This is a genomic window from Aminobacter sp. Piv2-1, assembly GCF_037625995.1.
In the GTDB taxonomy this organism is placed as follows: domain Bacteria; phylum Pseudomonadota; class Alphaproteobacteria; order Rhizobiales; family Rhizobiaceae; genus Aminobacter.
Genome location: NZ_JARKMU010000003.1, coordinates 109,826 through 135,686, shown reverse-complemented (window position 1 = coordinate 135,686; position 25,861 = coordinate 109,826). Strand labels below are relative to the sequence as shown.

Sequence of the window (25,861 nt, the reverse complement as noted above, 5' to 3'; positions counted from 1 at the left end):
TACTTTCCGGAGGTTGGGAGCGTCCCCGCGCAGGGTGGCGGGGACGGATGCGGGAACGGTCAGATCTTCTCGCGCAGGTGATACGACTTCGGCCGGGTCAGGTTGTCGTAGCCGATCTGCGACAGCGCAGCACCCTTGCCGGTGTCCTTGACGCCGGTCCAGACGAGCGCCGGATCGAGGTAGTCGCAGCGGTTCATGAACACCGTGCCGGTCTCGACGCGGTCGCCGATCGACACGGCGTGCTCGGTATCGGAGGTCCAGATCGAGGCGGTGAGGCCGTAGGGGCTGTCGTTCATCAGCGCGATCGCCTCCTCGTCGTTGCGCACCTTCATGATGCCGACGATGGGGCCGAAGCTCTCCTCGCGCATGACCGACATCTGGTGGTCGACATTGGTGAGCACCTCGGCCGGCAGGTAGGGCGAGCCTTCCTTGTCCTGCGCATCCCTGGTGTTCATGTGCGCGACGGCACCCTTGCGCAGGGCCTCGGCCTTCTGCTCGCGGATGAAGTCGGCAAAGCGCGCCTGGGCCATCGGCCCCATGGTCGTCGCCTGCTCCAGCGGGTTGCCGAGCGCGTAGCTCCTGGTCTCGGCGATGAAGCCCTCGACGAACTGGTCGTAGATCTTCTCGTGGACGTAGACGCGCTCGATGCCGCAGCAGCACTGGCCCGAATTGAAGAACGCGCCCTCGACAAGGTTGGCGACCGCATGGTCGAGCTTGGCGTCGGGCAGCACATAGGCCGGGTCCTTGCCGCCGAGCTCGAGGCCGAGCGTCATGAAGGTGCCCGCGGCCGCCTTCTCGATGGCGCGGCCGCCGGCGACCGAGCCGGTGAAGTTGACGTGGTCGATCTTGCCCGATCCGAGCAGCTTCTCGGTCTGGGCGTGGTTGAGCACCAGGTTCTGGAAGACGTATTTCGGCAGGCCGGCGGCCTCGAACGCCTTGGCGAAGCGCTCGCCGACGAGCAGCGTCTGCGCAGCATGCTTGAGGATGACGGTCGAGCCGGCGATCAGCGCGGGCACGATGGTGTTGACTGCGGTGAGGTAGGGATAATTCCACGGCGCAATCACCATGACCACGCCGAGCGGGTCCTTCCTCACATAGCGGCGGAAGCCGTCCTTGGGGTTGGACGCCGGCACCGGCGCCAGCGCGCGCTCGGCGATCTCGACCATGTACTGGGTGCGTTCCTTGACGCCGCCGAACTCGCCGCCGTAGCGGGTCGGCCGGCCCATCTGCCAGGCGAGTTCCGGCACGATCTCGTCGCTCATGCCGACCAGCGCCTCGAGCATCTTGAGCATGTAGTTGGCGCGCTCGGCGACCGGCACGCGAGCCCAGTCGGCCTGTGCCGCGCGGGCGCGCTCGACCGCTGCGTTGACCGACTGGTCGCTGGCCACGGGGCGCTCGACATAGATCGAGCCATCGACTGGGGATTTGAGTTTTACGGTTTCGGTCATGATGGTTCCATTCGTTTCAGCAGGGAATTGCCTGCACGTGGCCTTGTTCGGCGTAGGCCAGGATTTTGCTATCGCGCGTCATGATGCGGTAGCCGTGCTCGCGCGCGGTTGCGATGAAAAGTCGGTCAAAGGGATCCCTTGGCGGCACACCGGGAAGAAACGACGAGTTTATCAGAATTTCGGCCGTGAGCGGCGCCAGCGCGGAAAAGGGAGGGATTACCAGACTAGCGAACCAGGATTGCGCTGAGACCGCGGTCAATACCTTTTGTCTCGCCACCAGCATCCCCATCTCCCATGCACTGGTCGGTGAGACCATGACAGGCATCCGCGCCTGAGCACTATGATCGAGCTCTGCTCGGGCTTTCGCGTCGAGCTTTGCCCCCTCGGTGATCCAGATAGCGGCACAAGTGTCGATCAGTATGCTTCCCGGCATCTGGTCAGTCTTTTCCCACCGGACCGTATTTCCGGTCCAGATAATCTGCCAAATCCGGATCGGCCGGCTCCGTCAGATCGACACCAGGCAGCACGGTGACCATCCCCTTTAGACAACCGAATAGCGGATGACTGCGCGGCGGCGGCAAACGACCTGCATGTATCGACGGTTCGCCAAATACGTTTTCCGCCTCGTCATTCGTGTGACCCGCTCCATGAAATCCCGTCTGCTCCTCCATGAAACCCGCCCCGCCCTGCAGAACCTCTCCCGATTGTCCCGACACAGGAACGGCATCCGCTCGGGCGCGTTCCCTCAGGCGGCCCTTTTTGCGGGAGGCGGCATTTTTGGCAATCTCCTCCCCGTGATCGATCACTTCCTCGCGTGTCGCCCCCAAGATTGTTGCGATTTTGTCAATTTCCGGAAGCTTGATCCCACGCCCTCCATCAAGCGCTCGGGACAACGCGCCTTTATCGATGCCCATCCGTCGCGCCACCTCACTAAGACTGAGATCCAGTGCATTCATTCGGTCCACAAACCACTGCTTGCCCCGGCTGTCACTCATTTCGCGATCTCCGATTCCAGAGATCGCAACATATCGCAATGTTGCGATTTTCTCAATACCTTTCAAATCCCCGGTGCAATTCCCAGTCGGTGATGCGGCGGTCGTATTCGAACTGCTCCCAGCGCGCCGTGTGGACGTAGTGCTCGACCACGTCCTCGCCGAAGGCGGCCTTGAGCATGACGGAGTTCTCCAGCGTGTCGGCGGCGTCGCGCAGCGTCTTGGGGATCTCCGGCAGGTTGGCCGCCTGGTAGGCATCGCCGACGAACGGCTTCTGCAGCTCCAGCTTCTCGTCGATGCCGGCGAGGCCGGCCGCGATCAGCGCCGCGAAGGCGAGATACGGGTTGAGGTCGGCGCCGCCAATGCGGCACTCCATGCGGATGCCCTTGGTGCCCTCGCCGCACAGGCGGAAGCCGGCCGTGCGGTTGTCCTCGCTCCACATGATCTTGGTCGGCGCGAAGGTACCGGCCTGGAAGCGCTTGTAGGAGTTGATGTAGGGCGCCAGGAACCAGGTGAACTCCTTGGCGTATTTGAGCTGTCCGGCCGCCCAGTGCTGGCCGAGCTTCGAAAGGGTCCATTCGGCTCCCTTGTCGTAGAACAGCGGCGTCTTGCCGTCGGCGCTCCACAGCGAATTGTGGATGTGGCTGGAGTTGCCGGCGAGGCCGTAATTGTACTTGGCCATGAAGCTGATCGCCTTGCCCTCGGAAGCGGCGATCTCCTTGGCGCCGTTCTTCAGGATGACGTGGCGGTCCGCCATCTCCAGCACTTCGGCGTAGCGGACGTTGATTTCCTCCTGGCCCGGGCCCCACTCGCCCTTGGAGTTCTCGATCGGCACGCCCGCCGCTTCCATCTCGTTGCGCAGCCGGCGCATCACGCCTTCTTCCTTGGTGGTGATGCCGATCAGGTAGTCGCCGATATAGGGCGAGGCGGTGTCGAGGTTCTGCCAGTGTTTTGCACGAGCCGAGTCGTAGGTTTCGCTGAACAGGTAGAATTCCAGTTCCGAGGCGAAATAGGCGAGATAGCCGCGCTCCTGCAGCCGCTTGACCTGCTTCTTGAGGATGGCGCGCGGCGAATGGGGCAGATCGGAATGGTCGTGATGGTCGAGCACGTCGACCAGGCAGAGCGCGGTCTTCTCGAGCCAGGGAATGCGGCGCAGCGTGCCGAGGTCGGGCTTCATAACGAAGTCGCCGTAGCCCTTGGACCAGCTGGCCGCCTTGTAGCCGGGCACCGGCTCCATGTCGATGTCGTTGGCGAGCAGGTAGTTGCAGCCATGCGTCTCGTCATAGGCGGATTCGACGAAGTACTTGGCCAGGAACCGCTTGCCGACCAGCCTGCCCTGCATGTCGACCGCGCAGGCGAGGACCGTGTCGATCTCGCCGGCGGCAACCGCGCTTTTCAACTGATCGAAGGAGAGATTTCCAGCCATTTTGGGTTCCGATCCGGGCGATGCCACTTCAGATTAGAGATTGATCGAGGGTTGAAACGAGACGTGGCCGGCGCATGGCCGGCCACGGCCATTTTTGGGGGCGATCAGTGCCCGGTTTCGCCGACGGCGCGTTCCGCCGCCGCGATGACCGATGCGCGCTTGGCGACTTCGTCACCGATGGGCGGGCCCTGGAAGCGGCTGCGTTCGAAGCCGAACCAGATGATCGCCGTCAGCACCAGGAAGCCGACGGTGATGTAGAGCGCCCAGTCGTTGGGCGGCTGGATGCCGATCACGAAGATCAGCACCATGGCGAGGATCGACAGCACCGCGAACAGCTTGAAGGTGCCCTCGCCGAGGTCCCACGGACCCATCTTGTCCCACTTCGACGTACCCCAGGCGAACAGGCCAAGCGTGATCGGGATGACGAAGGAGAAGAACAGGAAGATCACGGTGCAGGCCACGACGATGGTGTAGACCGGCGTGTCGCCGATGGAGACCAGCGACGAGAACCAGACGAACAGGACGGCCAGGATCGAGCTGGTCCAGATCGCCGCCACCGGCGTGCGGTAGGTCGGGCTGACCTTGGCGAGCGACCCCGATGCCGGCAGGCCGCCGTCACGCGAAAAGGCGAAGATCATGCGCGAGGCCGAGGTGACCGTCGCCAGGCCGCACAGCCACTGGCTGAGGAAGATGGCGAGGTAGAGCACGTCCTTGACCACCGGGTTGACCTGCTGGTCGTTGGCCCAGAAGAACACGTTCCAGCCCTGCGCCGCGGCATCGTCCATGTTCGGCAGCATCAGCACGAACGAGGCGAGCATGATGTAGCCGAACAGCGCCGACCACAGCACCGAGCCGACCATGGCGCGCGGCACCGAATGCGCGGCCTTCAGCGTTTCCTCCGAGGTGTGGGCGGAGGCGTCGTAGCCGGTGATGGTGTAGATAGGGAGCAGCAGGCCGAGCAGGAACACCCAGCCCGACGAGGTTTCCGGCCAGACGTTGCCGCCGGCGGCGCCCGAATAGTTGGCGAAGGTGAAGAGCCGGCCGATCTCGTAGCTGTCGGCCGCGATCAGCCAGACGACGGCGAGCGCGATCGCGGTGGCGAAGATCAGGTAGCCCGAGAAGTCGGTGAGCTTGGCGGTGAGGCCGATGCCCATGTGGTTCACCAGCGCCTGCAGGCCGGTGATGATGGCCAGGAAGACGATGCGGGTGGTGGTGGTGTCCTCGAGGCCGAGATAGCTGGTGCCGAAGGCGCCCATGAAGAAGTAGTAGGTGCCGACATTGATGGCGCCCAGCACGGTGACGAGGCCTAGCAGGTTGAACCAGGCGGTCAGCCAGCCGGTGAAGCGGTTGCCGAGGATCGAGCCCCAGTGGTAGAGGCCGCCCGCCGTCGGATAGGCCGAGCTGATCTGGGCCATGGCGACGGCGAAGACCAGCGATATGAAGCAACCGATCAGCCAGCCGATGCCGATGGCCGCGCCGCCGGCGCCCGAGGTTGCCTGCGCCAGCGAGTTGATGCCGCCGGACAGGATGCAGATGATCGAGAAGGAAACGGCGAAGTTCGAGAACTGGCTCATTCGCCGTTCGAGTTCCTGGGCGTAGCCCATGCTGTGGAGGACTTTGACGTCCTCGTGCTTGTCATGCTCGGTATAACCAGGTGATGCCATTTCAGTGTCCCCTTGTCGTTATGCCTTTGATTGAGCCGCCATGCCCGAGCCCGGCCGGTAGGGGACGGCTTCCCCCGCCTCCGGCTCGAGATCGGACAAGATGCCCGCGAGCAGATCCGCCCATTTCCGCTGCCCGGCCGGCGCCGCGATTTCGTCGTTGCGGATTTCGATCATCGCGCATGGCAGGCCGCGCGACCTGCCATGGTGTTCCAGGGTGAAGTAGACCCGGTCGGCGGGCGAATAGGGCTCGTTGACGCCGACCACGGGTCCGCCGAGGACCTGCAACGCAGCGATCAGCGGCGCAGCGAGCCGCTCGTCCTCGTCGTGGATGATGCCGATCTGCCAGGGGCGCCGGACGCCCTTGTAGACCGGGGTGAAGGAATGGACAGACACCAGCCGCGTCTCCCGCCCCTCGCGCAGGCGGTCGGAAACGACTTCGCCGATCGCCTCGTGGAACGGCCGCCATGATAGCGCGATTCTCTCCTCGCGCTCAGCCGCCGACAGGCCCGCGTTGCCGGGGATGGCGGTGGTCTCGCTGATCTCGGGGATCAGGTCGTGGGCGGCGAGCGGCCGGTTGCAGTCGATGGCGAGGCGCGAGACGCAGGATTCGACCAGCGTCGCATCGAGCCCCTCGGCCATGCGCCGGGCAACCGGCAGCGCGCCCGGATCCCAGGCGATGTGGCGCAGCATCTCGGAGGCGTCGAGCCCGAGCGTGCCATAGGCGGCGGGCAGATGGTTGGAGGCGTGATCACAGAGAATGACATAGGGGCTGCGCCCGGCGCGGTTCGTCACGCGGACAGCGTTCGACATGGCAAAGCTTGCCTGGCCCGTTCCCATTCACTCATCCCCGGGGCCGTATCGTATGTTACGTATTTTTGTTCATTGCGCCCCTGCGGATGATTTCATACACATTACCGGAGTTTGTCAAATGGCATTTGGGCCGCGTCCACCGGACCGCGCGACCAGCCAGCAACGGTGATGCGGCGCACGCGCCGGGCGGGGGATCGGATGGTTTCGAGCGTTGCCGAACTGATCAGCGAGAAGATCGATACGATGCCTGCCGGCGAGCGCCGCGCCGCCCAGACGCTGATCGCCGCCTATCCGGTGATCGGGCTGAAGACGGTCGCCGAATTCTCGCAGCAGGCGGGCGTCTCGTCGCCGACGATCCTGCGCTTCGTCGCCCGGCTCGGCTTCCAGAACTACCCAGAGTTCCAGTCGGCGCTGCAGGACGAGCTGGCCGAGCAACTACAGTCGCCGGCCTCGCGCACCTTCGCCGCGCCATCCCCCCTGCCCGCCTCGACCGCGCCCATACTGGAGGCCGTGCTCGGGAACATCCGCGAGACGTTCCGCCACCTGTCGGACCGCCAGCTGACCGACATCGTCGCCCATCTCGCCAATCCGCGCGCCCATGTCTTCCTGGTCGGCGGCCGCTTCACCGATCCGCTGGCGCGCTACATGGCAGCCCACCTCAACCTGATTCGGCCGAACGTCACCCATCTCTACGGCCAGGAGAGCCTCTGGCGCGACAGGCTGATCGACATCGGCAAGCGCGACACGCTGCTGATCTTCGACATACGCCGCTACCAGGAGAGCCTGGTGCGCTTCGCCGAGAAGGCCAACCAGCGCGGCGCCACCATCGTGCTGTTCACCGACCAGTGGCTGTCGCCGATCGCGCGCTTTGCCCGCCATGTCATCGCCGGCCGGACGGCCGTGCCGTCGGCGTGGGATTCCTCCGCCGCCCTCTTCGTCGCCGCCGAGACGCTGATCGGCGCCCTGACGCGTAAGCTCGACGACGACGGCGCAAGCCGCATCCGCGCCATCGAGGACCTGCGCTGAACTCGCCGCAAGCGCCATTCCTGCAAAGATTACGCAGATTTAATGTGCGGCACGCAGAGAATTGCCATAAGGCTCGCATATCGAACTGAGCTATAATGCGGCCGCCTGAACAGGCTCGTTGCTGTTCTGCGCAAGCAGGCAGCGCGATGAGGCCGCATGGCAGCGCCGGCGTCCCGGCTGGAACGCGGGACCAGGAACTAGCAGCAGGACTGGAGTGCGGATGGCCGCCTGGAAACAGATCGTCTTGGCAATCGTCATTGTGCTCGCGGCAGCCGCAGGCTGGGTACTGTTCGTCCCCGGGTCGCGCGAGGTACTGGCACGCTGGGGCATCGAATGGGCCCAGGCCTCCACCAAGACCGAGCAGGCACAGGCAGGCAAGGCCGGCGGCGAGCGCGGCCGCGGCGCGGCGCAGACGCCGGTGGTGACCCGGCCGGTATCGACCGGCACGATCAACGACCGGCTGTCGGCGATCGGCACCGGTCGCGCCCTCAATTCCGTGGTCATCAACCCCTATGCCGCCGGCCGCCTGACCGAAATCGCCGTCCAGGCCGGCGAGAAGGTCGAGGCCGGCGCGGTGATCGCCAGGCTGGACGCGGATTCCGAGGAGATCGCGCTCGAGCGCGCCCGCATCGCCCAGGGCGACGCGGAAGCCTCGCTGGAGCGCATCAGGGCGCTGCGCGCCACCAACACGGCGACGGCCGTGCAGCTGCGCGAGGCCGATCTCGCCGTCGAGAACGCCAAGCTCGCCGTGCGCGACGCGGCCCTTGCGCTCGACCGCCGCACCATCACCGCCCCGATCCAGGGCATCGTCGGCATCCTGCCGGTCGAGGCCGGCAACTACGTGACCAGCCAGACGACGATCGCCACCATCGACGACCGCTCGCGCATCATCGTCGACTTCTGGGTGCCGGAACGCTTCACCGGCCTGATCGCGGTCGGCCAGCCGCTGTCGGCCACCTCGGTGGTCCGCCCCGGCCAGGTCTTCGACGGCGTGGTCAGTGCGGTGGACAACAGGCTCGACGATCAGAGCCGGACGCTGCGCGTGCAGGCCCGCCTCGACAACGAGGGCGATGCGCTGCGCGCCGGCATGTCGTTCCAGGTGGCGATGCGCTTCCCCGGCGACACCTACCCATCCGTCGATCCGCTGGCCATCCAGTGGGGCAGCGACGGTGCCTTCGTCTGGGCGCTCGCCGACGGCAAGGCCAAGCGCGTGCCGGTGCGCATCATACAGCGCAACACCGACAGCGTGCTCGTGCAGGCGGCGCTGGTCGCCGGCGATCAGGTGGTGACCGAGGGCATCCACACCGTGCGCGAAGGCGCTGCATTGCTCATCGCTGGCAGCGACGGCGCTGCCCGCAGCGGCTCCTGATCCGGGGGGCGGCGGGCATGTCGGTGAGCCAGAACGAACAGGCCGAACAGGGCATTTCCGCGCTGATGGTGCGCCGGCCGGTGCTGGCCTTCGTCGTCAACGCGCTGATCACGGTGGCCGGCCTCGCCGCCTTCTACGGCGTCGAGGTGCGCGAGCTGCCGGACGTCGACAGGCCGGTCATCAGCGTGTCGACCTCCTACTCCGACGCGGCCGCCGAGATCGTCGACCGCGAGGTGACCGCGGTGGTCGAGGGCGCTGCCGCCCGCGTCACCGGCGTGAAGGCGATCTCCTCGAGTTCGTCCTACGGCAACAGCCGGGTGACGGTGGAGTTCAACGACGGCGTCGACCTCAACGTCGCGGCCTCGGACATGCGTGACGCGGTGGGGCGGGTGACCAACAGCCTGCCCGACGACGCCGACGCGCCGCGCATCGTCAAGGCCGACGCCAATGCGGAAGCGGTGATGCGGCTGGCGGTCACCTCCGACACCATGCCGGTCGAGGACATGACCATCCTGGTCGAGGACCAGATCGTCGATGCGCTTGCCGCCGTCGACGGCGTCGCCGACGTCCAGGTCTCCGGCGACCGCGCCAAGGTGTTCCGCGTCGACATCGACCAGTCGAAGGTGGCGAGCCTCGGGCTGACCCTCGGCGACATCTCGAACGCGCTGGCGACCGTCTCCTTCGACGCGCCGGCCGGCTCGCTGAACGTCGGCAACCAGGACATCATCGTGCGCGCCAGCGCCGCGGTGAACACGCCCGAGGCCTTCGAGAGCATCATCATCAACGGCAAGACGCGCCTCGGCGACGTCGCCAAGGTGACGCTCGGCGGCGATCCCGGCACGACCTCGCTGCGCTCCGACGGCAAGACCGGCATTGGCCTCGGCATCATCCGCCAGGCGCAGTCGAGCACGCTCGACATCTCCAAGGGCGTCCGCGCCGCGGCGGAACGCATCCAGCAGACCCTGCCGCAGGGCATGACGATCCGGGTGACCAGCGACGACGCGACCTTCGTCAGGGGCGCCATCGACGAGGTCGAGATCGCGCTGGTGCTGGCGGTGACCATCGTGCTCGTGGTCATCTACCTGTTCCTGCACGACTGGCGCGCCACCCTGATCCCCGGCCTGGCGATGCCGGTGGCGATGATCGGCACCATCGCCGGCATCTATCTCGCTGGCTTCTCGGTCAACATCCTGACGCTTCTGGCGCTGGTGCTGGCGACGGGCCTCGTCGTCGACGACGCCATCGTCGTGCTCGAGAACGTGGTGCGCCGCCGCAACGAGGGCATGGGCCCGCGCGCCGCGGCCGTGCTCGGCACCCAGGAAGTGTTCTTCGCCGTCATGGCGACCACCGCGACGCTCGCGGCGGTGTTCATCCCGATCTCCTTCCTGCCCGGCCAGACCGGCGGCCTGTTCCGCGAGTTCGGATTCGTGCTGGCGATCTCGGTGCTGCTGTCGTCGGTGGTAGCGCTGTCGCTCTGCCCGATGCTCGCCTCGCGCATGCTGACGCAGAAGAGCATCGACCACACCCAGTCCGGCATCCTGAGCCGCATCGGCGGCCGGCTGGCGGCGACCTACAAGCGCTGCCTGCACGCCTGCCTCGACGCGCCGGCAATCGTCATTCTCGTCTCGGTGCTGTTCGCGGCTGCCGCATACTTCGCCTTCGGCGCCGTGCGCCAGGAACTGACGCCCAACGAGGACCGCTCGCTGATCATGCTCAGGGTCTCGGCCCCGCAGGGCGTCAGCCTCGACTACACCAGCTCGCAATTGCGCCGGATCGAGGCGCTGGTCGAGCCGATGCGCCAGTCCGGCGAGATCGGGAGCACCTTCGTCAGCGCCGGCATGGGCAACAGCAACAACAGCGGCTTCATGGTGCTGTCGCTGGCGCCTTGGGACAAGCGCACCCGCACCCAGCAGCAGATCGCCGCCGACATCACCCAGCGCACCAGTCAGGTACCCGGCGTGCGCACCACCCTGATGCAGCCCAACAGCCTCGGCATCCGCGGCGCCGGCAGTGGCCTGCAGTTCGCGCTGATCGGCAACAGCTATGCGGATCTCGGCGACGCGGCCGCCAAGGTGCTGGCCGAGATGGAGAAGGACCCGCGCTTCCGCCAGCCCCGCCTCTCGACCGATGCGACCCAGCCGCAGCTCTTCGTCACCATCGACCGCGAGCGCGCCTCCGATCTCGGCATCGACATCTCGGGCCTGTCGCCGGCGCTGCAAGCGATGCTCGACGGCCGCAAGATCGCCAGCGTCTTCATCGAGGACCGCTCCTACGACGTGAAGCTCGTGTCGACCACCAATCCGGTCAACGACTCGACCGACCTCGAGAACATCTTCGTCAGGACCCGCGACGGCCGCTTCGTGCCGGTTTCGACCATCGCCTCGCTGACCGAGCGGGCTGTGCCGCCATCGCTGTCGCGCGAACAGCAGCAGCGTTCGGTGGCGATCACCTCCAGCCTTGCCGACAATTTCGCCCTCGGCGACGCGCTGAAGCGGGTCGAGGAGATTGCGGCGCCGCTGCTTCCGGCGGGAAGCCGGCTGCTGCCGCTCGCCGAGGCCGCGACGCTGGACGAGACGAGCGGCAGCATGCTGACCATCTTCGGTTTTGCGCTCGTCATCATCCTGCTGGTGCTGGCCGCCCAGTTCGAGAGCTTCGTTTCAGCCATCATCATCATGGCGACGGTGCCGCTGGGGCTCGCCTGCGCCGTCTTCGCGCTGATCCTGACCGGCACCTCGCTCAACGCCTACAGCCAGATCGGCCTGGTGCTGCTGGTGGGCGTCATGGCCAAGAACGGCATCCTGGTGGTGGAATTCGCCAACCAGCTGCGCGACCGCGGCATGGGCGTGCGGCAGGCGATCGAGCAGGCGGCGACCATCCGCCTGCGCCCGGTGATGATGACGATGATCTGCACCGTGCTCGGCGGCCTGCCGCTGGTGCTGGCCAAGGGCGCCGGCGCCGAGGCCCGCATCGCGCTCGGCTGGGTCATCGTCGGCGGCCTCGGCCTCGCCACGCTCTCGACCCTGTTCCTCACCCCGGTTGCCTATCTGCTGCTCGGCCGTTTCATCACGCCCAAGGTGGCGGAGGAAACACGTCTCAAGCGCGAACTCGAGGAAGCGGCCTATACGGGCGTGGAACCCGCGGAATAGTTCATAGATTTTACCGGTCGATCAGCGACATATTTGCCGTCGCAAGCGATGACACGGGGCTTTCGATTTTGTATCAGTCCTCGCAATCAGCGCGGGGCTTCAGATTTATTTGTCAGGACGGGATGCCATGGGCCTGAAACCGATCACGATGAACGAACTTGAGGCGAGCCTGGGAAGGGAAGTCGGCGTTTCGCCCTGGCGCACCGTCACCCAGCGGATGATCGACCAGTTCGCCGACGCCACCGACGACCACCAGTTCATCCATTGCGATCCCGACCGGGCGGCTGCCGAAACGCCCTTCGGCGGCACCATCGCGCACGGCTTCCTGACGCTGTCGCTGCTCTCGGCCATGACCTACGAGACCCTTCCTTCGGTCGAGGGCGGCAGCATGGGCATCAACCAGGGCTTCGAGGAGCTGAAGTTCGTCGCACCCGTCAAGACCGGCTCGCGCATCCGCACCCGCTTCGTGCTGTCCGGCCTCAAGATCCGTCCCTCGGGCTGGATCCAGGCGACGCATGACGTGACCATCGAGATCGAGAATGCGAAGAAGCCGGCGCTGACCGCCCGCTGGCTGACGATGACCTTCGTCGAACCCAAGCGCGAGACCGCCTGAGCCCCCCGCCTGCCCGGCGCAGTTCCGGCCGGCGCGCATTGTCTAGTACGGACGAGCTATGGCCGCTGCCTTGCCGCCCGTTGGACCCGGATATAGACTTTTCCCCTCGAGTGGGTGAATGGTAGGCGTAGACGTGCCGAGCAGTGCCGCAAACCGACGTGAGCTCCAGCGGGCCGAACTGAGGGCCGAACTGGTGGCGGCAGCTCACGCGCTGGTGCGCGAAGAAGGCTACGAAGGTCTCACCATACGCAAGCTCGCCACCAAGGTCGGCTACGCGCCGATGTCGGTCTATTCATACTTCGCCGACAAGCAAGAGATCCTGATGGCGCTTGCCGAGGATGCCTTCGCCGACCTGGCTCGGCGGATGCGCCGCAACCGGCCGGACGACCCGCTCGAGGCGGTGCGCGCAGCGCTCGCCGAATATGCCGCGTTCGGGCTCGACAACCCGAACGAATACCGCACCGTGTTCATGACGGAAAAGCAGAAGCCGCCGGTCGGCAAGACTTTCGCCGAGATGGAAAGCGGCAACCCGGCGTTCCAGGTGATCATGGAACGTGTCGAGGCCTGCATCTCGGCGGGCAGACTGAAGGGCGACGCCTGCGCCATGGCCACGGCGCTGTGGACCGTGGCGCATGGGGCGATCTCGCTGCTGATCACGTTTCCCTTCTATCCGTTCGGCGATCCCAAAGCCTATGTGATGCGAATTGGCGATCTCGCCCTTGCCGGACTTGCGGCAGGCGAACAAGAGCCACTCACCGACGAACCCGACCGCTGCTAGGAGGCTCACCTTTTGGGGCCGGGGCGCGCCGGGCAGCATTCAGTGCCTGAACGACGATAAATCCGTACGCGTACGCCGATACCTCTTGCAATACGCAGGATGCGGCCGTATCTGTAAGCTATTCCGTACATGTACGAAATCAATCTTACGGAGATGCATGATGAGACGGACAGTTCTGGCGCTCGCGGCGATGCTCGCCGCGACCGGCATGGTGACGGCAAAGGATGCTCGGACGCCCAAGCCGCAGGCGCCCGCAGCCTGCAGCGACAAGGGCCAGAAGCTCGACTGCACGCCGACCGGATCGATCAAGGACCGGGGACCGCAGACGACGAACAGCATCGACGCGCCGCAAAAGCCGCGGATGGGCATAGACATCAACCCCTGGATCGTGCCGACGTTCAACTGAGGGAGCAACCTACAGGTTGGCGCCCTTGAAACAGTTGGCTTGCTAAATTAGAAGCCGCCCATATTGGGCGGCTTTTTCTCTGCTCGGAGCTGGGCAGCACGAAGGGCGGAGATGCGTCGACCCGCCTTGGCTACCGCGCTCCGGTCTCCGCCATGACACCGGTGAAGCCACACGAGATGCTTCAAGGCACCGCTAACCCTTGCCCGGTGCAGCGTCTTTCTCGCCGGCCGGCTTGGCCGGCGCGCCCGGGATGGAGGTCACGGTGACCGAGACCGGGTCGCTTGCCGGGAAGCTGTCTTCCAGGCCTTCGTCCAGCTCCTGCTGAAGCACCTGCTGGTCCTTGGGCCGCTCGTCGCTGCGCCGGGCGCGGCGCTGGCGCCGGCCCTGGACGCGGCCGGCATTCGGCTGGGAAAGATTGGGCATATTGCTCGTCCTCATTGCTCTGAACGGGACGATGAAACGCGCGCCTCGGCCCGGAGGTTCCGGGCCGAAGTGAGCAGCAGATATCGGGAACGGTGGGCGGAACGCTCAGCCGGCGTCGCGCGCGGCCTCCGACAGGAAGCCCCAGACATAGTCGGAGAACGAGCGCCAGCATTCGACGCGGAAGGCGTCTTCGGCTGTGCGCAGGACCACGATCTCGACCTTGCCGAGGATGGTGCGCGAGGCCGCACCCACCGGGAAGGCAGCGAGCGACAGGTCCTGCGGGCAGCCGGAGCTGAGCGTGACGGCCGCGTTCGGACCGGTCACGGCGATCGCCACGTTGCGGTGGGAGACGTCGACCGCCGAATGCAGGCCCTTGACCGAGGCGCAGTCGGCGAGCGGGTTGCCGCCGGCCTCGTCGATGACCAGCCATTCGTCCGGCCCGAGCCAGAGCACGGTGCGGCCGGCCTTGGCGGCCGACGACTTCGGCTTCTGCGGCAGGGTCACGCCGAGCGCCTTGGAAAGGGCTGCGACCGCGTCCGGGCGGGCGCGCAGCGACATGCGGCTCGCCAGCTCCAGCACGTTGAGCGACACGCCCTGCCCGCCGACGCTCTTGCCGGCGTGGGCCGGGTTCCTGACGGCTGTTGCGACCTTAGCCATTGAGGCGATCTCCCTTCTCGTCGAAGAACACGGTGCCGGTGACTTCCACCTCGATCACCCGGTCGGGCATCGGCACGTAGAGCGTCTCGCCGATGCGGTCGCGGCCGCCGGCCACCAGCGCCATGGCGATGGAGCGGCCGCAGTTCTCCGACCAGTAGCTCGACGTGACGTGACCGATCATCTTCATCGGGATCGCCTGCTTGGGGTTCTCGACGATCTGCGCGCCCTCTTCCAGCACCGTCGCCGGTTCCCTTGTCCGGAGGCCGACGAGCTGCCTGCGGCCCTTGGCGACGAGATCGGGACGCGCCATGCCGCGGATGCCGACGAAGTCGGCCTTCTTCTTGCCGACGGCCCAGTCGAGACCGGCGTCGTTGGGCGTGACCGTGCCGTCGGTGTCCTGGCCGACGATGATGTAGCCCTTCTCGGCGCGCAGCACGTGCATCGTCTCGGTGCCGTAGGCACAGGCGCCGTGCTTCTCGCCTTCCGCCCACAGCGCCTCCCAGACGGCGCGGCCGTAGTCGGCAGGCACGTTGACCTCGAAGCCGCGGTCGCCGGTGAACGACATGCGGAACAGCCTAGTCGGCACGCCGCAGATCTTGCCCGCGCGCACCGACATGTGCGGCATGGCCTCGTCGGAGAGGTCGATGCCCTCGAGCAGCGGCTCGATGATCTTCCGCGAATTCGGCCCCTGCACCGCGATCACCGCCCACTGCTCGGAGACCGAGGTCAGCCAGACGTCGAGATGCGGGAACTCGGTCTGGAGGTAGTCCTCCATGTGGTGCATGACGCGGGCGGCACCGCCCGTGGTCGTGGTGACGTGGAAGCGGTCCTGCGCCAGGCGGCCGACGACGCCGTCATCGTAGATGAAGCCGTCCTCGCGCAGCATGATGCCGTAGCGGCAGCGGCCGACCTCGAGCTTCTCCCACGGGTTGGTGTAGAGCAGTTCCATGAATTTGGCGGCATCCGGGCCGACCACCTCGATCTTGCCGAGGGTGGAGGCGTCGAACAGGCCGGCGGTCTTGCGCACCGTCACGCATTCGCGGTTGACGGCGGCATGCATGTCCTCGCCCGAGCGCGGGAAGTACCAGGCGCGCTTCCACTGGCCGACGTCCTCGAAAACCGCGCCGTGGCCTTCCGCCCAGGCGTGGGTCGGGGTCTTGCGGGTCGGGTCGAACAGCGCGTGGCGCGAGTGGTTGACGATGGCGCCGAAGGTGACCGGCGTGTAGGGCGCGCGGAAGGTGGTGAGGCCGACCTGCGGGATGTCCTTGTTGAGCGCCTCGGCGGCGATGGCGAGACCGTGCATGTTGGAGGTCTTGCCCTGGTCGGTGGCCATGCCGTTGGTGGTGAAGCGCTTGACGTGCTCGATCGAGCGCATGCCCTCGCGCACCGCCTGACGGATGTCCTTGGCGGTAACGTCGTTCTGGAAGTCGACGAAGGCCTTGACCGTGGTATCGGCGCCGGCGCCCGGGCCGGAGCCCAGCATGCCGCCGGTCCAGCCTTCCGAGGCTTCGACCTTGATCGCGACGCCCATGGCGGACTTGGCGCCAGCCTCGCGGGCGGCACTGGCACCGGCTTCGAGCGCCTGGGCGACGCTGTCCTCGAGCGAACCCGAGCCGTTGCAGGCGCCGACCGAGACGCAGTCCTGGGCGTAGGTGCCGGGCAGGAAGCGCTTGGTGGCGTCGTCGAAGGCGACCTTGCCGCGCGACTGCGAGAACATGTGCACCGACGGCGTCCAGCCGGCCGACATCAGTACCGCGTCGCAGGCGATGGTGCGCTCGGCGCCGCCGGCCTTGGCCTGCACCACCATGGAGGTGACGCGCTGGCGGCCGTTGACGGAGGTGACGGCGCGGCCGTGGTTGACCTCGATGCCGAGAGCGCGCGCCTCGTCGACCAGCGGGCCGGCGGGGTTGTCGCGCAGGTCGACGATGGCCGCGATGCCGACGCCGGCCTTCTTGAGGTCGACGGCGGCCGCATAGGCGGAATCGTTGGCGGTGTAGACGCCGACATTGCGGCCGACGGCGACGCCGTAGTGGTTGAGGAAGGTGCGCGCCGCGGACGCCAGCATGACGCCGGGGCGGTCGTTGTTGGCGAACACCATGTGGCGCTCGATGGCGCCGGTGGCGATGACCACGCGCCTGGCGCGGACCTGCCACAGCCGTTCGCGCGGCGCCTCGCGGCCCGGATCGGCGAGATGGTCGGTGACACGCTCGGTGAGGCCGACGAAGTTCTGGGCGTAGTAGCCGAAGGCCGTGGTGCGCGACAGCACCGTGACGTTGTCCATCGCGGCGAGCTTCGCCACCGCAGCCTGGGCCCAGGCCCAGCCGTCCTGGCCGTCGATGACCGCGCCCTTCTCGAAGCGCAGCGCGCCGCCGAACTCGGCCTGCTCGTCGCAGATGATGACGCGAACGCCGGTTTCGGCCGCGGCAAGGGCGGCCGCGATGCCGGCGGCGCCGCCGCCGAGCACCAGCACCTCGCAATGGGCGTAGCGCGACGAATAGTGGTCGGGGTCGGGCTGGTCGGGCGCCACGCCCAGGCCGGCCGCGGAGCGGATGTTGGGCTCGTAGAAGTCCTTCCAGGCGGCCTTCGGCCACATGAAGGTCTTGTAGTAGAAGCCGGCCGAGAAGAACGGCGAGGCGAGGTCGTTGACCGCGCCGACGTCGAAGGAAAGCGACGGCCAGCGGTTCTGCGAGGCGACGTCGAGCCCGTCATAGAGCTCCTGCACGGTGGCGCGCACGTTGGGCGTCTTGCGCGCGGCGTCGCGGCTGACGGTGACCAGCGCGTTGGGCTCTTCGGCGCCGGCCGACAGGATGCCGCGCGGACGGTGATACTTGAACGAGCGGCCGACGAGATGGACGCCGTTGGCGAGCAGCGCCGAGGCGACGGTGTCGCCGGCGAGCCCGGTCATCGCCTTGCCGTCGAAGGTGAAGCGCGCGGTCTTGGCCGGCGTCAGGCGGCCCTGGCCGGAAATGCGGTAGGAACCGGCCATCATGCCTCTCCCTTGGTCGAGCGCTTGCTGGTGGGTTTTTCGTTGAGCTGGTCCGGCGGGCGGTTGGCCCAGGCGGCGGGCCCGCCCTCGGCGGAGAGCTTCGAGACGTCAGGCCTCGGCTCGCCGGCCTTGTAGGTCAGCATGAACTTGTCGGAGACCGAGTCGCGCACCGCGTTGAAGAAGCGGGCGCAGCCATGGACGTGGCGCCAGCGCTCGAAGGTGACGCCCTTGGGGTTCGAGCGGATGAAGAAGAACTTCTCGAAGTCCTCGTCGCTGATCGCGGCGATGTCGGTCGGCCGGGCGATATGGGCCTCGCCGGCGTTGCGGAACTCGAGCTCGGGGCGCTCTTCCTCGCAATAAGGGCAATGGATCAGGAGCATTTTTCCCTCGCTGAATTCAGTGCGCCACGGCGGCGGCTGCCGCCTCGTCGATCAGGCGGCCGGTGCGGAAGCGCTCCAGCGTGAACGGCGCGTTGATCGGGTGCGGCTCGTCGCGGGCGATGGTGTGGGCAAAGACGTTGCCCGAGCCGGGCGTCGCCTTGAAGCCGCCCGTGCCCCAGCCGCAGTTGACGTAGAGCCCCTTCACCGGCGTCTTGGCCAGGATCGGCGAGCGGTCCGGCGTGACGTCGACGATGCCGCCCCAGGAGCGCAGCATCTTCATGCGCGTGAACATGGGGAACATCTCGCAGATGGCGTCGAGCGTGTGGTTGATGATGTGCAGGCCGCCGGTCTGCGAATAGGAAGTGTACTGGTCGGTGCCGGCGCCGATGACCAGTTCGCCCTTGTCGGACTGCGAGATATAGGCGTGCACCGTGTTGGACATGACCACGCACGGGAACACCGGCTTGACCGGCTCGGACACCAGCGCCTGCAGCGGATAGCTTTCGAGCGGCATGCGCACGCCGGCCATGTCCATGATGACCGAGGTGTGGCCGGCGGCGACGACGCCGACCTTCTTGGCGCCGATGAAGCCCTTCGAGGTCTCGACGCCGGAGACGCGACCGTCGGCCGTGCGACGCACGCCGGTGACTTCGCAGTTCTGGATGATGTGGACGCCGCGGTCGGAGGCGCCGCGGGCATAGCCCCAGGCGACCGCGTCGTGGCGGGCGGTGCCGCCGCGGCGCTGCAGCGTCGCTCCCACCACCGGGTAGCGGGCACTGGCCGAGATGTTGAGCGGCGGGCAGTAGGCCTTGGCTTCCTCGGGCGTCAACCACTCGTTGTCGATGCCGTTGAGGCGGTTGGCATGCACGTGGCGCTTCAGCACCTGCACGTCATGCACGTTGTGCGCCAGCATCATGACGCCGCGCGCCGAATACATGACGTTGTAGTTGAGGTCCTGGCTGAGGCCGTCCCACAGCTTCACGGCGTGGTCGTAGATGCCGGCCGATTCGTCATAGAGGTAGTTGGAGCGGATGATGGTGGTGTTGCGGCCGGTGTTGCCGCCGCCGAGCCAGCCCTTCTCCAGCACCGCCACGTTGGTGATGCCGTGCTCCTTGGCCAGATAATAGGCCGTGGCGAGGCCGTGGCCGCCGGCACCGACGATGATGACGTCGTATTCGCTCTTCGGCTCGGGCGAGGACCATTGCTCCTCCCAGCCCTTGTGGCCGCGCATCGCCTCCCGGGCTATGGCAAAAACCGAATATTTCCGCATTTTTTCAGGGCCTCGCAGATGCCGGAAGCGTCAGAGCGCGAGGTGTAGCACTAGCGAAAAGCTGATGTCACCCTTGCCCTGTTTGCGACGACCCTTGCCGCTTTGCGCCGCCACTTCATGCCGCAGGTATCCGGCGGCCAGCCAGCCGCCGCATTGCGACCGCCGGGGCCATGCGCCGGCAAGGGGCCGTCAGGCGACGCGCGCGGCCTTCATGTTCGGCAGGAAGATCGTGAGCAGGCCGAGCATCGGCAGATACGAGCAGATGACGAAGACGTATTCGATGCCGCGCACGTCGGCCACCACGCCGAGCACGGCCGCGGCGATGCCGCCGATGCCGAAGGCGAAGCCGAAGAAGATGCCGGCGATCATGCCGACGCGGCCCGGCACCAGTTCCTGTGCGAAGACGACGATGGCCGAGAACGCCGAGGCGAGGACCAGGCCGATCACCACAGTCAACACCTTGGTCCAGAACAGATCGGCATAGGGCAGCATCAGCGTGAAGGGCAGCACGCCGAGGATCGAGAACCAGATCACGGTCTTGGCGCCGAAGCGGTCGCCGATGGGACCGCCGAGGAAGGTGCCGAGTGCGGCCGAGCCGAGGAACAGGAAGAGCAGATATTGCGATTCCTGCACCGACACGCCGAACTTCTCGATGACGTAGAAGGTGTAGAAGCTCGACAGGCTCGCCGTGTAGGCCTGCTTGGAAAGGACGAGGATGGCGAGGACGACGAGCGCCGACTGCACCTTGCGGCGCGGCAGCGGCGGAAACAGCGTGGGTACCGCGCGCCTGGCAGCATGGGCGATGTGGCGACTGTACCAGACGCTGACGCGGACGAGCACGACGATGCCGACCATGGCGGCGATGGAGAACCAGGCGATGCCGCCCTGCCCCAGAGGCACGACGATGAAGGCGGCCAGCAGCGGCCCGAGCGCCGAGCCGAAATTGCCGCCGACCTGGAACAGCGACTGGGCGAGGCCGAAGCGCCCGCCGGAGGCAAGCCGCGCCACGCGCGACGACTCCGGGTGGAAGATGGCGGAGCCGAGCCCGACGAAGGCCGCGCCGACCAGAAGCATTTCATAGCTGCGGCCAAAGGCCAGGGTGAGCAGGCCGATGAGCGTCAGGCACATGCCGATCGGCAATGAGAACGGCAGCGGCTTCTTGTCGGTGTACATGCCGATGACCGGCTGCAGCAGCGACGCCGTCACCTGGAAGGTCGTGGTCAAGAGGCCGATCTGCCAGAAGTCGAGCCGGTAGTCCGTCTTCAGCATCGGATAGAGCGACGAGATCAGCGACTGCATGACGTCGTTGAGGAAGTGGCTGAAGCTGACCGCGAGCAGGATGGCGAACACCGTTCCCTGGGCAGTGGACGAGCGGGCGGGCAAGACGGTGTCGGTCACGGCGCAACTCCGGGCGGCATTCTCGGCGGACAGGTTGCAATAGACCTGCCCGACGCTGCTTTCATGGTGCACGATGCGGTACTGTGGGGGCCAGTTGCCGGCCGCGGCCGCGACGCGCCGGGGCACAGCCGCCCGGGCGCGATGCCGTAGCACATGGCGCTGGCTTCTTGTATGACGCTCGGCGAAACGTCTTTCACGGCCGAGCCGAACGGCAGGCGGCGCGCGCGAGGCCACGCCTCCGCTCCACGTTTCGCACAGGCCGCGCAAATGCTGCTTTGCAGTGGACAAGCGGCCCCGATTCTGCTATCAGCCGCCCACAAATTCGCGGTGAAGCCCATCGCGGAGGCGTTTTGGCTATTGCCGGAGCCTTCAGATTTCGAACACGAAAGACAGGATCACACGTGCAGGTACTCGTCCGCGACAACAATGTTGACCAGGCGCTTCGCGCGCTGAAGAAGAAAATGCAGCGCGAAGGCATCTTCCGTGAAATGAAGATGCGCGGTCACTACGAGAAGCCGTCCGAGAAGCGCGCCCGCGAGAAGGCCGAAGCCGTCCGCCGCGCCCGCAAGCTGGCCCGCAAGCGCGCCCAGCGTGAAGGCCTGCTGCCGAGCACCCCGCGTCCGGCTCCTGCCGCCGGTGCCCGTCCGGCGCGTTGATCCGCCAATTTTTGGTCCTTTTCGAAGGATAACGACGAGGTGGGGCGACTAGACATCGCCGCCACCTTTTTGTTTTGTCCGGATTCCTGCCGGACGCAGCGCCAACTGCCGGGGCGCAAGCGAGGGACGCCAGCGATGAATGCAGTCACGAGCAGCCGCAAGTCTTCCATGCGCGGAGGCGCCGTGACAGCTCTCGTGCTTGTGGCGCTGGCCGCCGCCGGCTGCCAGTCCTCATCCGGCCCCGCCGGCGAGCTGACCCGCATCGACACCGCGCAGGGTTCGGCCGAAAACATCGCATCGCTGAGCTCGGTGATCTCGAGCAATCCGAACGATCCCGAGACCTACAACGTGCGCGGCTCGGCCTATGGCCGCGGCGGCAAGTACCGCGAGGCGCTGCAGGATTTCGACCGGGCGCTGCAGCTCAATCCGAACTTCTACCAGGCCTATTCCAACCGCGCCTTGATCCACCGCTTCATGGGCGACCAGACCGCGGCGCTGGCGGACTACAACAAGGCCATCCAGCTGAACGATTCCTACGACGCGGCCTATATCGGCCGCGGCAACCTGTACCGCAAGGCCGGCCGCACCCAGGACGCCTTCAACGACTTCCAGAAGGCGATCCAGCTCGACACCACCGACCCGCGCGCCTACCACAATCGCGGCCTGATCTACCAGCAGCAGGGCCAGCACGCCTTCGCCATCGAGGATTTCTCCAAGGCGATCTCGCTGGCGCCGGACTCGGCCGAACCCTACAACGGCCGCGGCCTTTCCTATCTCGCCACCAACGACGAGGACAACGCCTTCGCCGACTTCAACATGGCGATCAAGCTCGACGGCAAGATCGCCGAGAGCTGGGCCAACCAGGCGCTGATCTACGAGCGCCGCGGCGACAAGGCGAAGGCTGCCAAGTCCTACGCCGAGGCGGTCCGCCTGGACCCCACCTACAAGCCGGCGGTCGACGGCCTGGCGCGCACGCGCGGCGCCTGAGGCGCTTCGGCGGCCAGCCTGCCGCCGCCATTCCGCTGTAGCCAGGCCGGCTTTGCGGGAACCTTTCGACGGCGAACCGGTTGCTATTGCCGTGAAAGGAGACCAGCCATGAAACAACTGCTGCTTGCCGCAGTGGCGCTTCTGCCGCTCTCGCTGCCGGCCCACGCCCAGTTCGGCGCGAAGCTGGGCATGCTCACCTGCACGGTCAACGGCGGTGCCGGCTTCGTCGTCGGATCGAGCAAGGACATGCACTGCACCTTCAAGCCGTCGTTCGGCAACCGCGCGCCGGAAAGCTATTCGGGCCGGATCAACAAATACGGCATCGATATCGGCACCACTTCCGGCGCGGTCATGCAATGGCTGGTGCTGGCCCCCAGCAAGGACGTCTACGCCCCCGACGTGCTGGCCGGCAACTATGTCGGCGCCAGCGCCGAGGCGACCGTGGCGGTGGGCCTCGGAGCGCATGTGCTGGTCGGCGGATCGAGCCGCTCGATCGCGCTCCAGCCGCTCAGCGTCCAGGCCCAGACCGGCCTCAACATGGCGCTCGCCGTCGGTGCGCTGCAATTGGTGAGTGCCGCGGCCAAGTAGCCGCAAGCGGCCAGGATCCGCCAGGACCCGATATCTGTCGCACCGGCGCTCGCGCCGCTGGTGCGGCAAACGCCTGTTTTGCCGCCCGCCGCTTGCAATCGGCGGCCAAAACCGCAAATATCAGCTGTCTCAGATGTACGTGGGCTCCGTCGAGGAAGGAGCAGTTCATCCGGCCTGAGCGGCGCGTCGAAGCTTCGGCGCGCGTGCTGGCGCGGCGGGTGAACATCATGCGGTACCGGGAAGTTCAGGACCAGCTTCGAACCATCGGCATTCTGATCAGCAAGCGCGGCAACAGGATTCGCGTCAATCATTTTGGCGGCATCGAAGACACCGCCTACTACACCGACAGCCTCGACGACGCGCTTGCCGCCGGTATGAAGATGGCGCGGCCGGACCATCTCCCGCGCAGCTGGTGCTCGTACCGCCGCTGACATACTGTCGCAATCGCTGCCACCGTCCTGCCCCTTTCGCCAACTTCCGTTCCGAGACAAACATGCGACCCTCAGGTCGACGACCTGTTTCGCTCGAGGGGGATTTATGCCGGACACGGCCAATCTGATTGCTTTCGCAGCCATTGCGCTCGGCATGGTGCTGACGCCCGGCCCCAACATGATCTACCTGGTGTCGCGCTCGCTCAGCCAGGGCCCCAGGGCCGGGCTGATCTCGCTCGGTGGCGTGGCGCTCGGTTTCGTCGTCTACATGCTGTGCGCCGCCTTCGGCATCACCGCGCTCGTGCTTGCCGTGCCCTACGCCTATGACGCGATCCGCTTCGCCGGCGCCGCCTATCTCTTGTGGCTGGCGTGGCAGGCGATCCGCCCCGGCGGTCGCTCGCCGTTCCATGTGCGCGAGCTGCCCAGGGACAGGCCGCGCAAGCTGTTCGCCATGGGCTTCTTCACCAACCTGTTCAACCCCAAGGTTGCGGTGCTCTACCTGTCGCTGCTGCCGCAGTTCATCGACCCGGCGGCCGGCAACGTGCTGACGCAGCTTCTGGTGCTCGGCTCGATCCAGATTTGCATCAGCGTTTCGGTGAACACGATCATCGCGCTGACCGCCGGGTCGATCTCGCAGTTCCTGAGCGGCAACCCCGGCTGGCTGAAGATCCAGCGCTGGCTGATGGGAACGGTGTTGGCGGGGCTTGCGGTCAGGATGGCGACGGAAGCGCAAAGATGATCTCCTGCGGGATCAAGCTGCCCCTCACCCTTACCCTCTCCCCGTGAAGGACGGGGAGAGGGGGGCGCCGGCGTTGCGGCCGGGGCCTCCTTCTCCCCGCCTGCGGGGAGAAGGTGCCGGCAGGCGGATGAGGGGCAGCGCGACGCAGCGCGACGCTGTGCTTAGGGCAAGCACGACCTCTGCCAATGCAAAAAAGCCCGGCGATGAGCCGGGCTTTTTGTTGGCATGTGCGAGTTGTCGCTTCGACGCCCGCGGCCCCGAGCGCTTGGCTCAGTGATCCATGGCCTTGACGATTTCCTCGGTCATCTTCTTGGCGTCGCCGAGCAGCATCATGGTGCCGTCCTTGTAGAACAGCGTGTTGTCGATGCCGGCGTAGCCGGAGCCGAGCGAGCGCTTGACGAACAGGCAGGTGCGGGCCTTGTCGACGTCGAGGATCGGCATGCCGTAGATCGGCGAGTTCTTGTCGTCGCGCGCCGACGGGTTGGTCACGTCGTTGGCGCCGATGACGTAGGCGACGTCGGCCTGGGCGAACTCCGAGTTGATGTCCTCAAGCTCGAACACCTCGTCGTAGGGCACGTTGGCCTCGGCCAAGAGCACGTTCATGTGGCCGGGCATGCGGCCGGCAACCGGGTGGATTGCGTATTTGACTTCGACGCCGTTGGCCTTGAGCTTGTCGGCCATCTCGCGCAGCGCATGCTGGGCCTGGGCCACCGCCATGCCGTAGCCCGGCACGATGATGACCTTCTGGGCGTTCATCATCAGGTAGGCCGCATCGTCGGCGGCACCGGTCTTGACCGTGCGCTGGATGCCGTCGTCAGCAGCCACGGCCGTCTCGCCGCCGAAGCCGCCGAGGATGACCGAGATGAATGAGCGGTTCATGCCCTTGCACATGATGTAGCTGAGGATCGCGCCCGACGAGCCGACCAGCGCACCGGTGATGATCAGCGCCAGGTTGCCGAGCGTGAAGCCGAGTGCGGCCGCCGCCCAGCCCGAATAGGAGTTGAGCATCGAGACGACCACCGGCATGTCGGCGCCGCCGATCGGGATGATCAAGAGCACGCCGAGCACGAGCGACAGCGCCACGATCAGCCAGAAGATGGTGGTCGACTGGGTGGTGACGAGCAGCACGATCAGCACGACCAGGGATGCGCCCAGGGCGGCGTTGATCAGGTGGCGGGCCGGCAGCATGATCGGCTTGCCCGACATGCGGCCGTCGAGCTTGAGGAAGGCGATGACCGAGCCGGTGAAGGTGATGGCGCCGATGGCAACGCCGAGGCTCATCTCGACTAGCGCCTGGCCGTGGATGGCGCCGACCGCACCGATGCCGAAGCTTTCGGGCGCATAGATCGCGGCGGCCGCGACCATCACGGCGGCCATGCCGACGAGGCTGTGGAAGGCGGCCACCAGCTGCGGCATCGAGGTCATGGCGATGCGCCGCGCGGTGACCGCGCCGACGCCGCCGCCGATGGCCAGCCCGAGCACGATCAGGCCGAGGCCGCCCAGCGACGGCTTGGCCAGCGCCAGCGTGGTGACGATGGCGATGCCCATGCCGATCATGCCGTAGGTGTTGCCCTTGCGGCTGGTGGTCGGGTGCGACAGGCCGCGCAGCGCCAGGATGAACAGGATGCCCGAGACCAGGTAGAGGAAGGAAGCGAGGTTCACGTTCAC

Annotated in this window: 24 protein-coding genes; 11 read left to right on the top strand and 13 right to left on the bottom strand. The window is 66.5% G+C overall.

Translation table 11 applies throughout. The features are described 5' to 3' along the window. Positions 1-59 precede the first annotated feature (59 nt). The 6 genes from AmiPiv_RS06880 to AmiPiv_RS06855 form a co-directional block, all read right to left on the bottom strand. The gene (locus tag AmiPiv_RS06880; RefSeq protein WP_340036594.1) at positions 60-1,448 is read right to left on the bottom strand and encodes an aldehyde dehydrogenase family protein; all 1,389 of its coding nucleotides are present in this window, start codon (positions 1,446-1,448) and stop codon (positions 60-62) included. A 16-nt stretch (positions 1,449-1,464) separates the two neighbouring features. After that, on the bottom strand, positions 1,465-1,881 hold the full coding sequence (locus AmiPiv_RS06875; protein ID WP_340036593.1) for a type II toxin-antitoxin system VapC family toxin: 417 nt from the start codon (positions 1,879-1,881) through the stop codon (positions 1,465-1,467). A gap of 4 nt (positions 1,882-1,885) precedes the next feature. Next, positions 1,886-2,443 (bottom strand): helix-turn-helix domain-containing protein, encoded by a 558-nt coding sequence (locus tag AmiPiv_RS06870; RefSeq protein ID WP_340036592.1) that lies wholly within the window; start codon positions 2,441-2,443, stop codon positions 1,886-1,888. Between the two features lie 52 nt (positions 2,444-2,495). Continuing rightward, positions 2,496-3,866: a glutamine synthetase family protein gene (locus AmiPiv_RS06865; protein ID WP_340036591.1), complete on the bottom strand. Its 1,371-nt coding sequence runs from the start codon at positions 3,864-3,866 to the stop codon at positions 2,496-2,498. Positions 3,867-3,970: 104 nt separating this feature from the next. Continuing rightward, a complete protein-coding gene (locus AmiPiv_RS06860; protein ID WP_340036590.1) occupies positions 3,971-5,530 on the bottom strand; it encodes an amino acid permease in 1,560 nt (519 codons plus the stop codon). Between the two features lie 18 nt (positions 5,531-5,548). Further along, positions 5,549-6,367, bottom strand: coding sequence for an N-formylglutamate amidohydrolase (locus tag AmiPiv_RS06855; RefSeq protein ID WP_340036589.1), 819 nt, complete (start codon positions 6,365-6,367; stop codon positions 5,549-5,551). A gap of 171 nt (positions 6,368-6,538) precedes the next feature. On the opposite strand from AmiPiv_RS06855, the gene AmiPiv_RS06850 reads away from it, so the two are divergent. From AmiPiv_RS06850 to AmiPiv_RS06825, 6 genes are all read left to right on the top strand, one after another. After that, positions 6,539-7,366 carry a MurR/RpiR family transcriptional regulator gene (locus AmiPiv_RS06850; RefSeq protein ID WP_340036588.1) on the top strand — a complete coding sequence of 276 codons (828 nt, stop codon included), beginning with the start codon at positions 6,539-6,541 and terminating at the stop codon, positions 7,364-7,366. 220 nt (positions 7,367-7,586) lie between these two features. Next, positions 7,587-8,735: an efflux RND transporter periplasmic adaptor subunit gene (locus AmiPiv_RS06845; RefSeq protein WP_340036587.1), complete on the top strand. Its 1,149-nt coding sequence runs from the start codon at positions 7,587-7,589 to the stop codon at positions 8,733-8,735. 17 nt (positions 8,736-8,752) lie between these two features. After that, positions 8,753-11,881, top strand: a complete 3,129-nt coding sequence (locus tag AmiPiv_RS06840) for an efflux RND transporter permease subunit (protein WP_340036586.1) — start codon at positions 8,753-8,755, stop codon at positions 11,879-11,881. Between the two features lie 127 nt (positions 11,882-12,008). Continuing rightward, complete coding sequence (locus tag AmiPiv_RS06835; protein ID WP_340036585.1) at positions 12,009-12,494, top strand: MaoC family dehydratase; 486 nt, start codon at positions 12,009-12,011, stop codon at positions 12,492-12,494. A gap of 118 nt (positions 12,495-12,612) precedes the next feature. Beyond that, positions 12,613-13,272: a TetR/AcrR family transcriptional regulator gene (locus tag AmiPiv_RS06830; protein ID WP_340036584.1), complete on the top strand. Its 660-nt coding sequence runs from the start codon at positions 12,613-12,615 to the stop codon at positions 13,270-13,272. A gap of 160 nt (positions 13,273-13,432) precedes the next feature. Continuing rightward, positions 13,433-13,678 (top strand): DUF680 domain-containing protein, encoded by a 246-nt coding sequence (locus AmiPiv_RS06825; protein ID WP_340036583.1) that lies wholly within the window; start codon positions 13,433-13,435, stop codon positions 13,676-13,678. 192 nt (positions 13,679-13,870) lie between these two features. On the opposite strand, the gene AmiPiv_RS06820 is transcribed toward AmiPiv_RS06825, so the two are convergent. The 6 genes from AmiPiv_RS06820 to AmiPiv_RS06795 all read right to left on the bottom strand — a co-directional run bounded on the left by AmiPiv_RS06820 (position 13,871) and on the right by AmiPiv_RS06795 (position 20,792). After that, the gene (locus tag AmiPiv_RS06820; RefSeq protein ID WP_340036582.1) at positions 13,871-14,101 is read right to left on the bottom strand and encodes a hypothetical protein; all 231 of its coding nucleotides are present in this window, start codon (positions 14,099-14,101) and stop codon (positions 13,871-13,873) included. 105 nt (positions 14,102-14,206) lie between these two features. After that, positions 14,207-14,758 (bottom strand): sarcosine oxidase subunit gamma, encoded by a 552-nt coding sequence (locus tag AmiPiv_RS06815; protein WP_340036581.1) that lies wholly within the window; start codon positions 14,756-14,758, stop codon positions 14,207-14,209. Continuing rightward, a complete protein-coding gene (locus AmiPiv_RS06810; RefSeq protein ID WP_340036580.1) occupies positions 14,751-17,744 on the bottom strand; it encodes a sarcosine oxidase subunit alpha in 2,994 nt (997 codons plus the stop codon). The genes AmiPiv_RS06815 and AmiPiv_RS06810 overlap by 8 nt, the downstream gene beginning before the upstream one ends. Continuing rightward, a complete protein-coding gene (locus AmiPiv_RS06805; RefSeq protein ID WP_340036579.1) occupies positions 17,744-18,124 on the bottom strand; it encodes a sarcosine oxidase subunit delta in 381 nt (126 codons plus the stop codon). Before AmiPiv_RS06805 ends, AmiPiv_RS06810 begins: the two co-directional genes overlap by 1 nt. 16 nt (positions 18,125-18,140) lie before the next feature. Continuing rightward, positions 18,141-19,394 (bottom strand): sarcosine oxidase subunit beta, encoded by a 1,254-nt coding sequence (locus AmiPiv_RS06800; protein WP_340036578.1) that lies wholly within the window; start codon positions 19,392-19,394, stop codon positions 18,141-18,143. 189 nt (positions 19,395-19,583) lie between these two features. Further along, the gene (locus AmiPiv_RS06795; RefSeq protein ID WP_340036577.1) at positions 19,584-20,792 is read right to left on the bottom strand and encodes an MFS transporter; all 1,209 of its coding nucleotides are present in this window, start codon (positions 20,790-20,792) and stop codon (positions 19,584-19,586) included. Between the two features lie 401 nt (positions 20,793-21,193). Here AmiPiv_RS06795 and rpsU point away from each other — a divergent pair, with 401 nt between their 5' ends. The 5 genes from rpsU to AmiPiv_RS06770 all read left to right on the top strand — a co-directional run bounded on the left by rpsU (position 21,194) and on the right by AmiPiv_RS06770 (position 24,193). Further along, positions 21,194-21,448 (top strand): 30S ribosomal protein S21, encoded by a 255-nt coding sequence (gene rpsU / locus AmiPiv_RS06790; protein ID WP_340036576.1) that lies wholly within the window; start codon positions 21,194-21,196, stop codon positions 21,446-21,448. A gap of 135 nt (positions 21,449-21,583) precedes the next feature. Beyond that, entirely contained in the window at positions 21,584-22,435 is an 852-nt protein-coding gene (locus tag AmiPiv_RS06785) for a tetratricopeptide repeat protein (protein WP_340036575.1), read from the top strand. 108 nt (positions 22,436-22,543) lie between these two features. Then, positions 22,544-23,023, top strand: a complete 480-nt coding sequence (locus AmiPiv_RS06780) for a DUF992 domain-containing protein (RefSeq protein WP_340036574.1) — start codon at positions 22,544-22,546, stop codon at positions 23,021-23,023. A 227-nt stretch (positions 23,024-23,250) separates the two neighbouring features. Beyond that, on the top strand, positions 23,251-23,454 hold the full coding sequence (locus tag AmiPiv_RS06775; protein WP_340036573.1) for a hypothetical protein: 204 nt from the start codon (positions 23,251-23,253) through the stop codon (positions 23,452-23,454). 106 nt (positions 23,455-23,560) lie between these two features. Beyond that, positions 23,561-24,193, top strand: coding sequence for a LysE family translocator (locus tag AmiPiv_RS06770; protein ID WP_340036572.1), 633 nt, complete (start codon positions 23,561-23,563; stop codon positions 24,191-24,193). Positions 24,194-24,463: 270 nt separating this feature from the next. Here AmiPiv_RS06770 and AmiPiv_RS06765 read toward each other — a convergent pair whose 3' ends face one another. Then, positions 24,464-25,861 (bottom strand): NAD(P)(+) transhydrogenase (Re/Si-specific) subunit beta, encoded by a 1,398-nt coding sequence (locus tag AmiPiv_RS06765; protein ID WP_340036571.1) that lies wholly within the window; start codon positions 25,859-25,861, stop codon positions 24,464-24,466.

What these genes read in the sequence shown, in the direction of transcription:
- AmiPiv_RS06880 (WP_340036594.1), bottom strand. Translation starts at nt 1,448, where the DNA reads ATGACCGAAACCGTAAAACTCAAATCCCCAGTCGATGGCTCGATCTAT.
- AmiPiv_RS06875 (WP_340036593.1), bottom strand. Translation starts at nt 1,881, where the DNA reads ATGCCGGGAAGCATACTGATCGACACTTGTGCCGCTATCTGGATCACC.
- AmiPiv_RS06870 (WP_340036592.1), bottom strand. Translation starts at nt 2,443, where the DNA reads ATGAGTGACAGCCGGGGCAAGCAGTGGTTTGTGGACCGAATGAATGCA.
- AmiPiv_RS06865 (WP_340036591.1), bottom strand. Translation starts at nt 3,866, where the DNA reads ATGGCTGGAAATCTCTCCTTCGATCAGTTGAAAAGCGCGGTTGCCGCC.
- AmiPiv_RS06860 (WP_340036590.1), bottom strand. Translation starts at nt 5,530, where the DNA reads ATGGCATCACCTGGTTATACCGAGCATGACAAGCACGAGGACGTCAAA.
- AmiPiv_RS06855 (WP_340036589.1), bottom strand. Translation starts at nt 6,367, where the DNA reads ATGGGAACGGGCCAGGCAAGCTTTGCCATGTCGAACGCTGTCCGCGTG.
- AmiPiv_RS06850 (WP_340036588.1), top strand. Translation starts at nt 6,539, where the DNA reads ATGGTTTCGAGCGTTGCCGAACTGATCAGCGAGAAGATCGATACGATG.
- AmiPiv_RS06845 (WP_340036587.1), top strand. Translation starts at nt 7,587, where the DNA reads ATGGCCGCCTGGAAACAGATCGTCTTGGCAATCGTCATTGTGCTCGCG.
- AmiPiv_RS06840 (WP_340036586.1), top strand. Translation starts at nt 8,753, where the DNA reads ATGTCGGTGAGCCAGAACGAACAGGCCGAACAGGGCATTTCCGCGCTG.
- AmiPiv_RS06835 (WP_340036585.1), top strand. Translation starts at nt 12,009, where the DNA reads ATGGGCCTGAAACCGATCACGATGAACGAACTTGAGGCGAGCCTGGGA.
- AmiPiv_RS06830 (WP_340036584.1), top strand. Translation starts at nt 12,613, where the DNA reads ATGGTAGGCGTAGACGTGCCGAGCAGTGCCGCAAACCGACGTGAGCTC.
- AmiPiv_RS06825 (WP_340036583.1), top strand. Translation starts at nt 13,433, where the DNA reads ATGAGACGGACAGTTCTGGCGCTCGCGGCGATGCTCGCCGCGACCGGC.
- AmiPiv_RS06820 (WP_340036582.1), bottom strand. Translation starts at nt 14,101, where the DNA reads ATGCCCAATCTTTCCCAGCCGAATGCCGGCCGCGTCCAGGGCCGGCGC.
- AmiPiv_RS06815 (WP_340036581.1), bottom strand. Translation starts at nt 14,758, where the DNA reads ATGGCTAAGGTCGCAACAGCCGTCAGGAACCCGGCCCACGCCGGCAAG.
- AmiPiv_RS06810 (WP_340036580.1), bottom strand. Translation starts at nt 17,744, where the DNA reads ATGGCCGGTTCCTACCGCATTTCCGGCCAGGGCCGCCTGACGCCGGCC.
- AmiPiv_RS06805 (WP_340036579.1), bottom strand. Translation starts at nt 18,124, where the DNA reads ATGCTCCTGATCCATTGCCCTTATTGCGAGGAAGAGCGCCCCGAGCTC.
- AmiPiv_RS06800 (WP_340036578.1), bottom strand. Translation starts at nt 19,394, where the DNA reads ATGCGGAAATATTCGGTTTTTGCCATAGCCCGGGAGGCGATGCGCGGC.
- AmiPiv_RS06785 (WP_340036575.1), top strand. Translation starts at nt 21,584, where the DNA reads ATGAATGCAGTCACGAGCAGCCGCAAGTCTTCCATGCGCGGAGGCGCC.
- AmiPiv_RS06780 (WP_340036574.1), top strand. Translation starts at nt 22,544, where the DNA reads ATGAAACAACTGCTGCTTGCCGCAGTGGCGCTTCTGCCGCTCTCGCTG.
- AmiPiv_RS06775 (WP_340036573.1), top strand. Translation starts at nt 23,251, where the DNA reads ATGCGGTACCGGGAAGTTCAGGACCAGCTTCGAACCATCGGCATTCTG.
- AmiPiv_RS06770 (WP_340036572.1), top strand. Translation starts at nt 23,561, where the DNA reads ATGCCGGACACGGCCAATCTGATTGCTTTCGCAGCCATTGCGCTCGGC.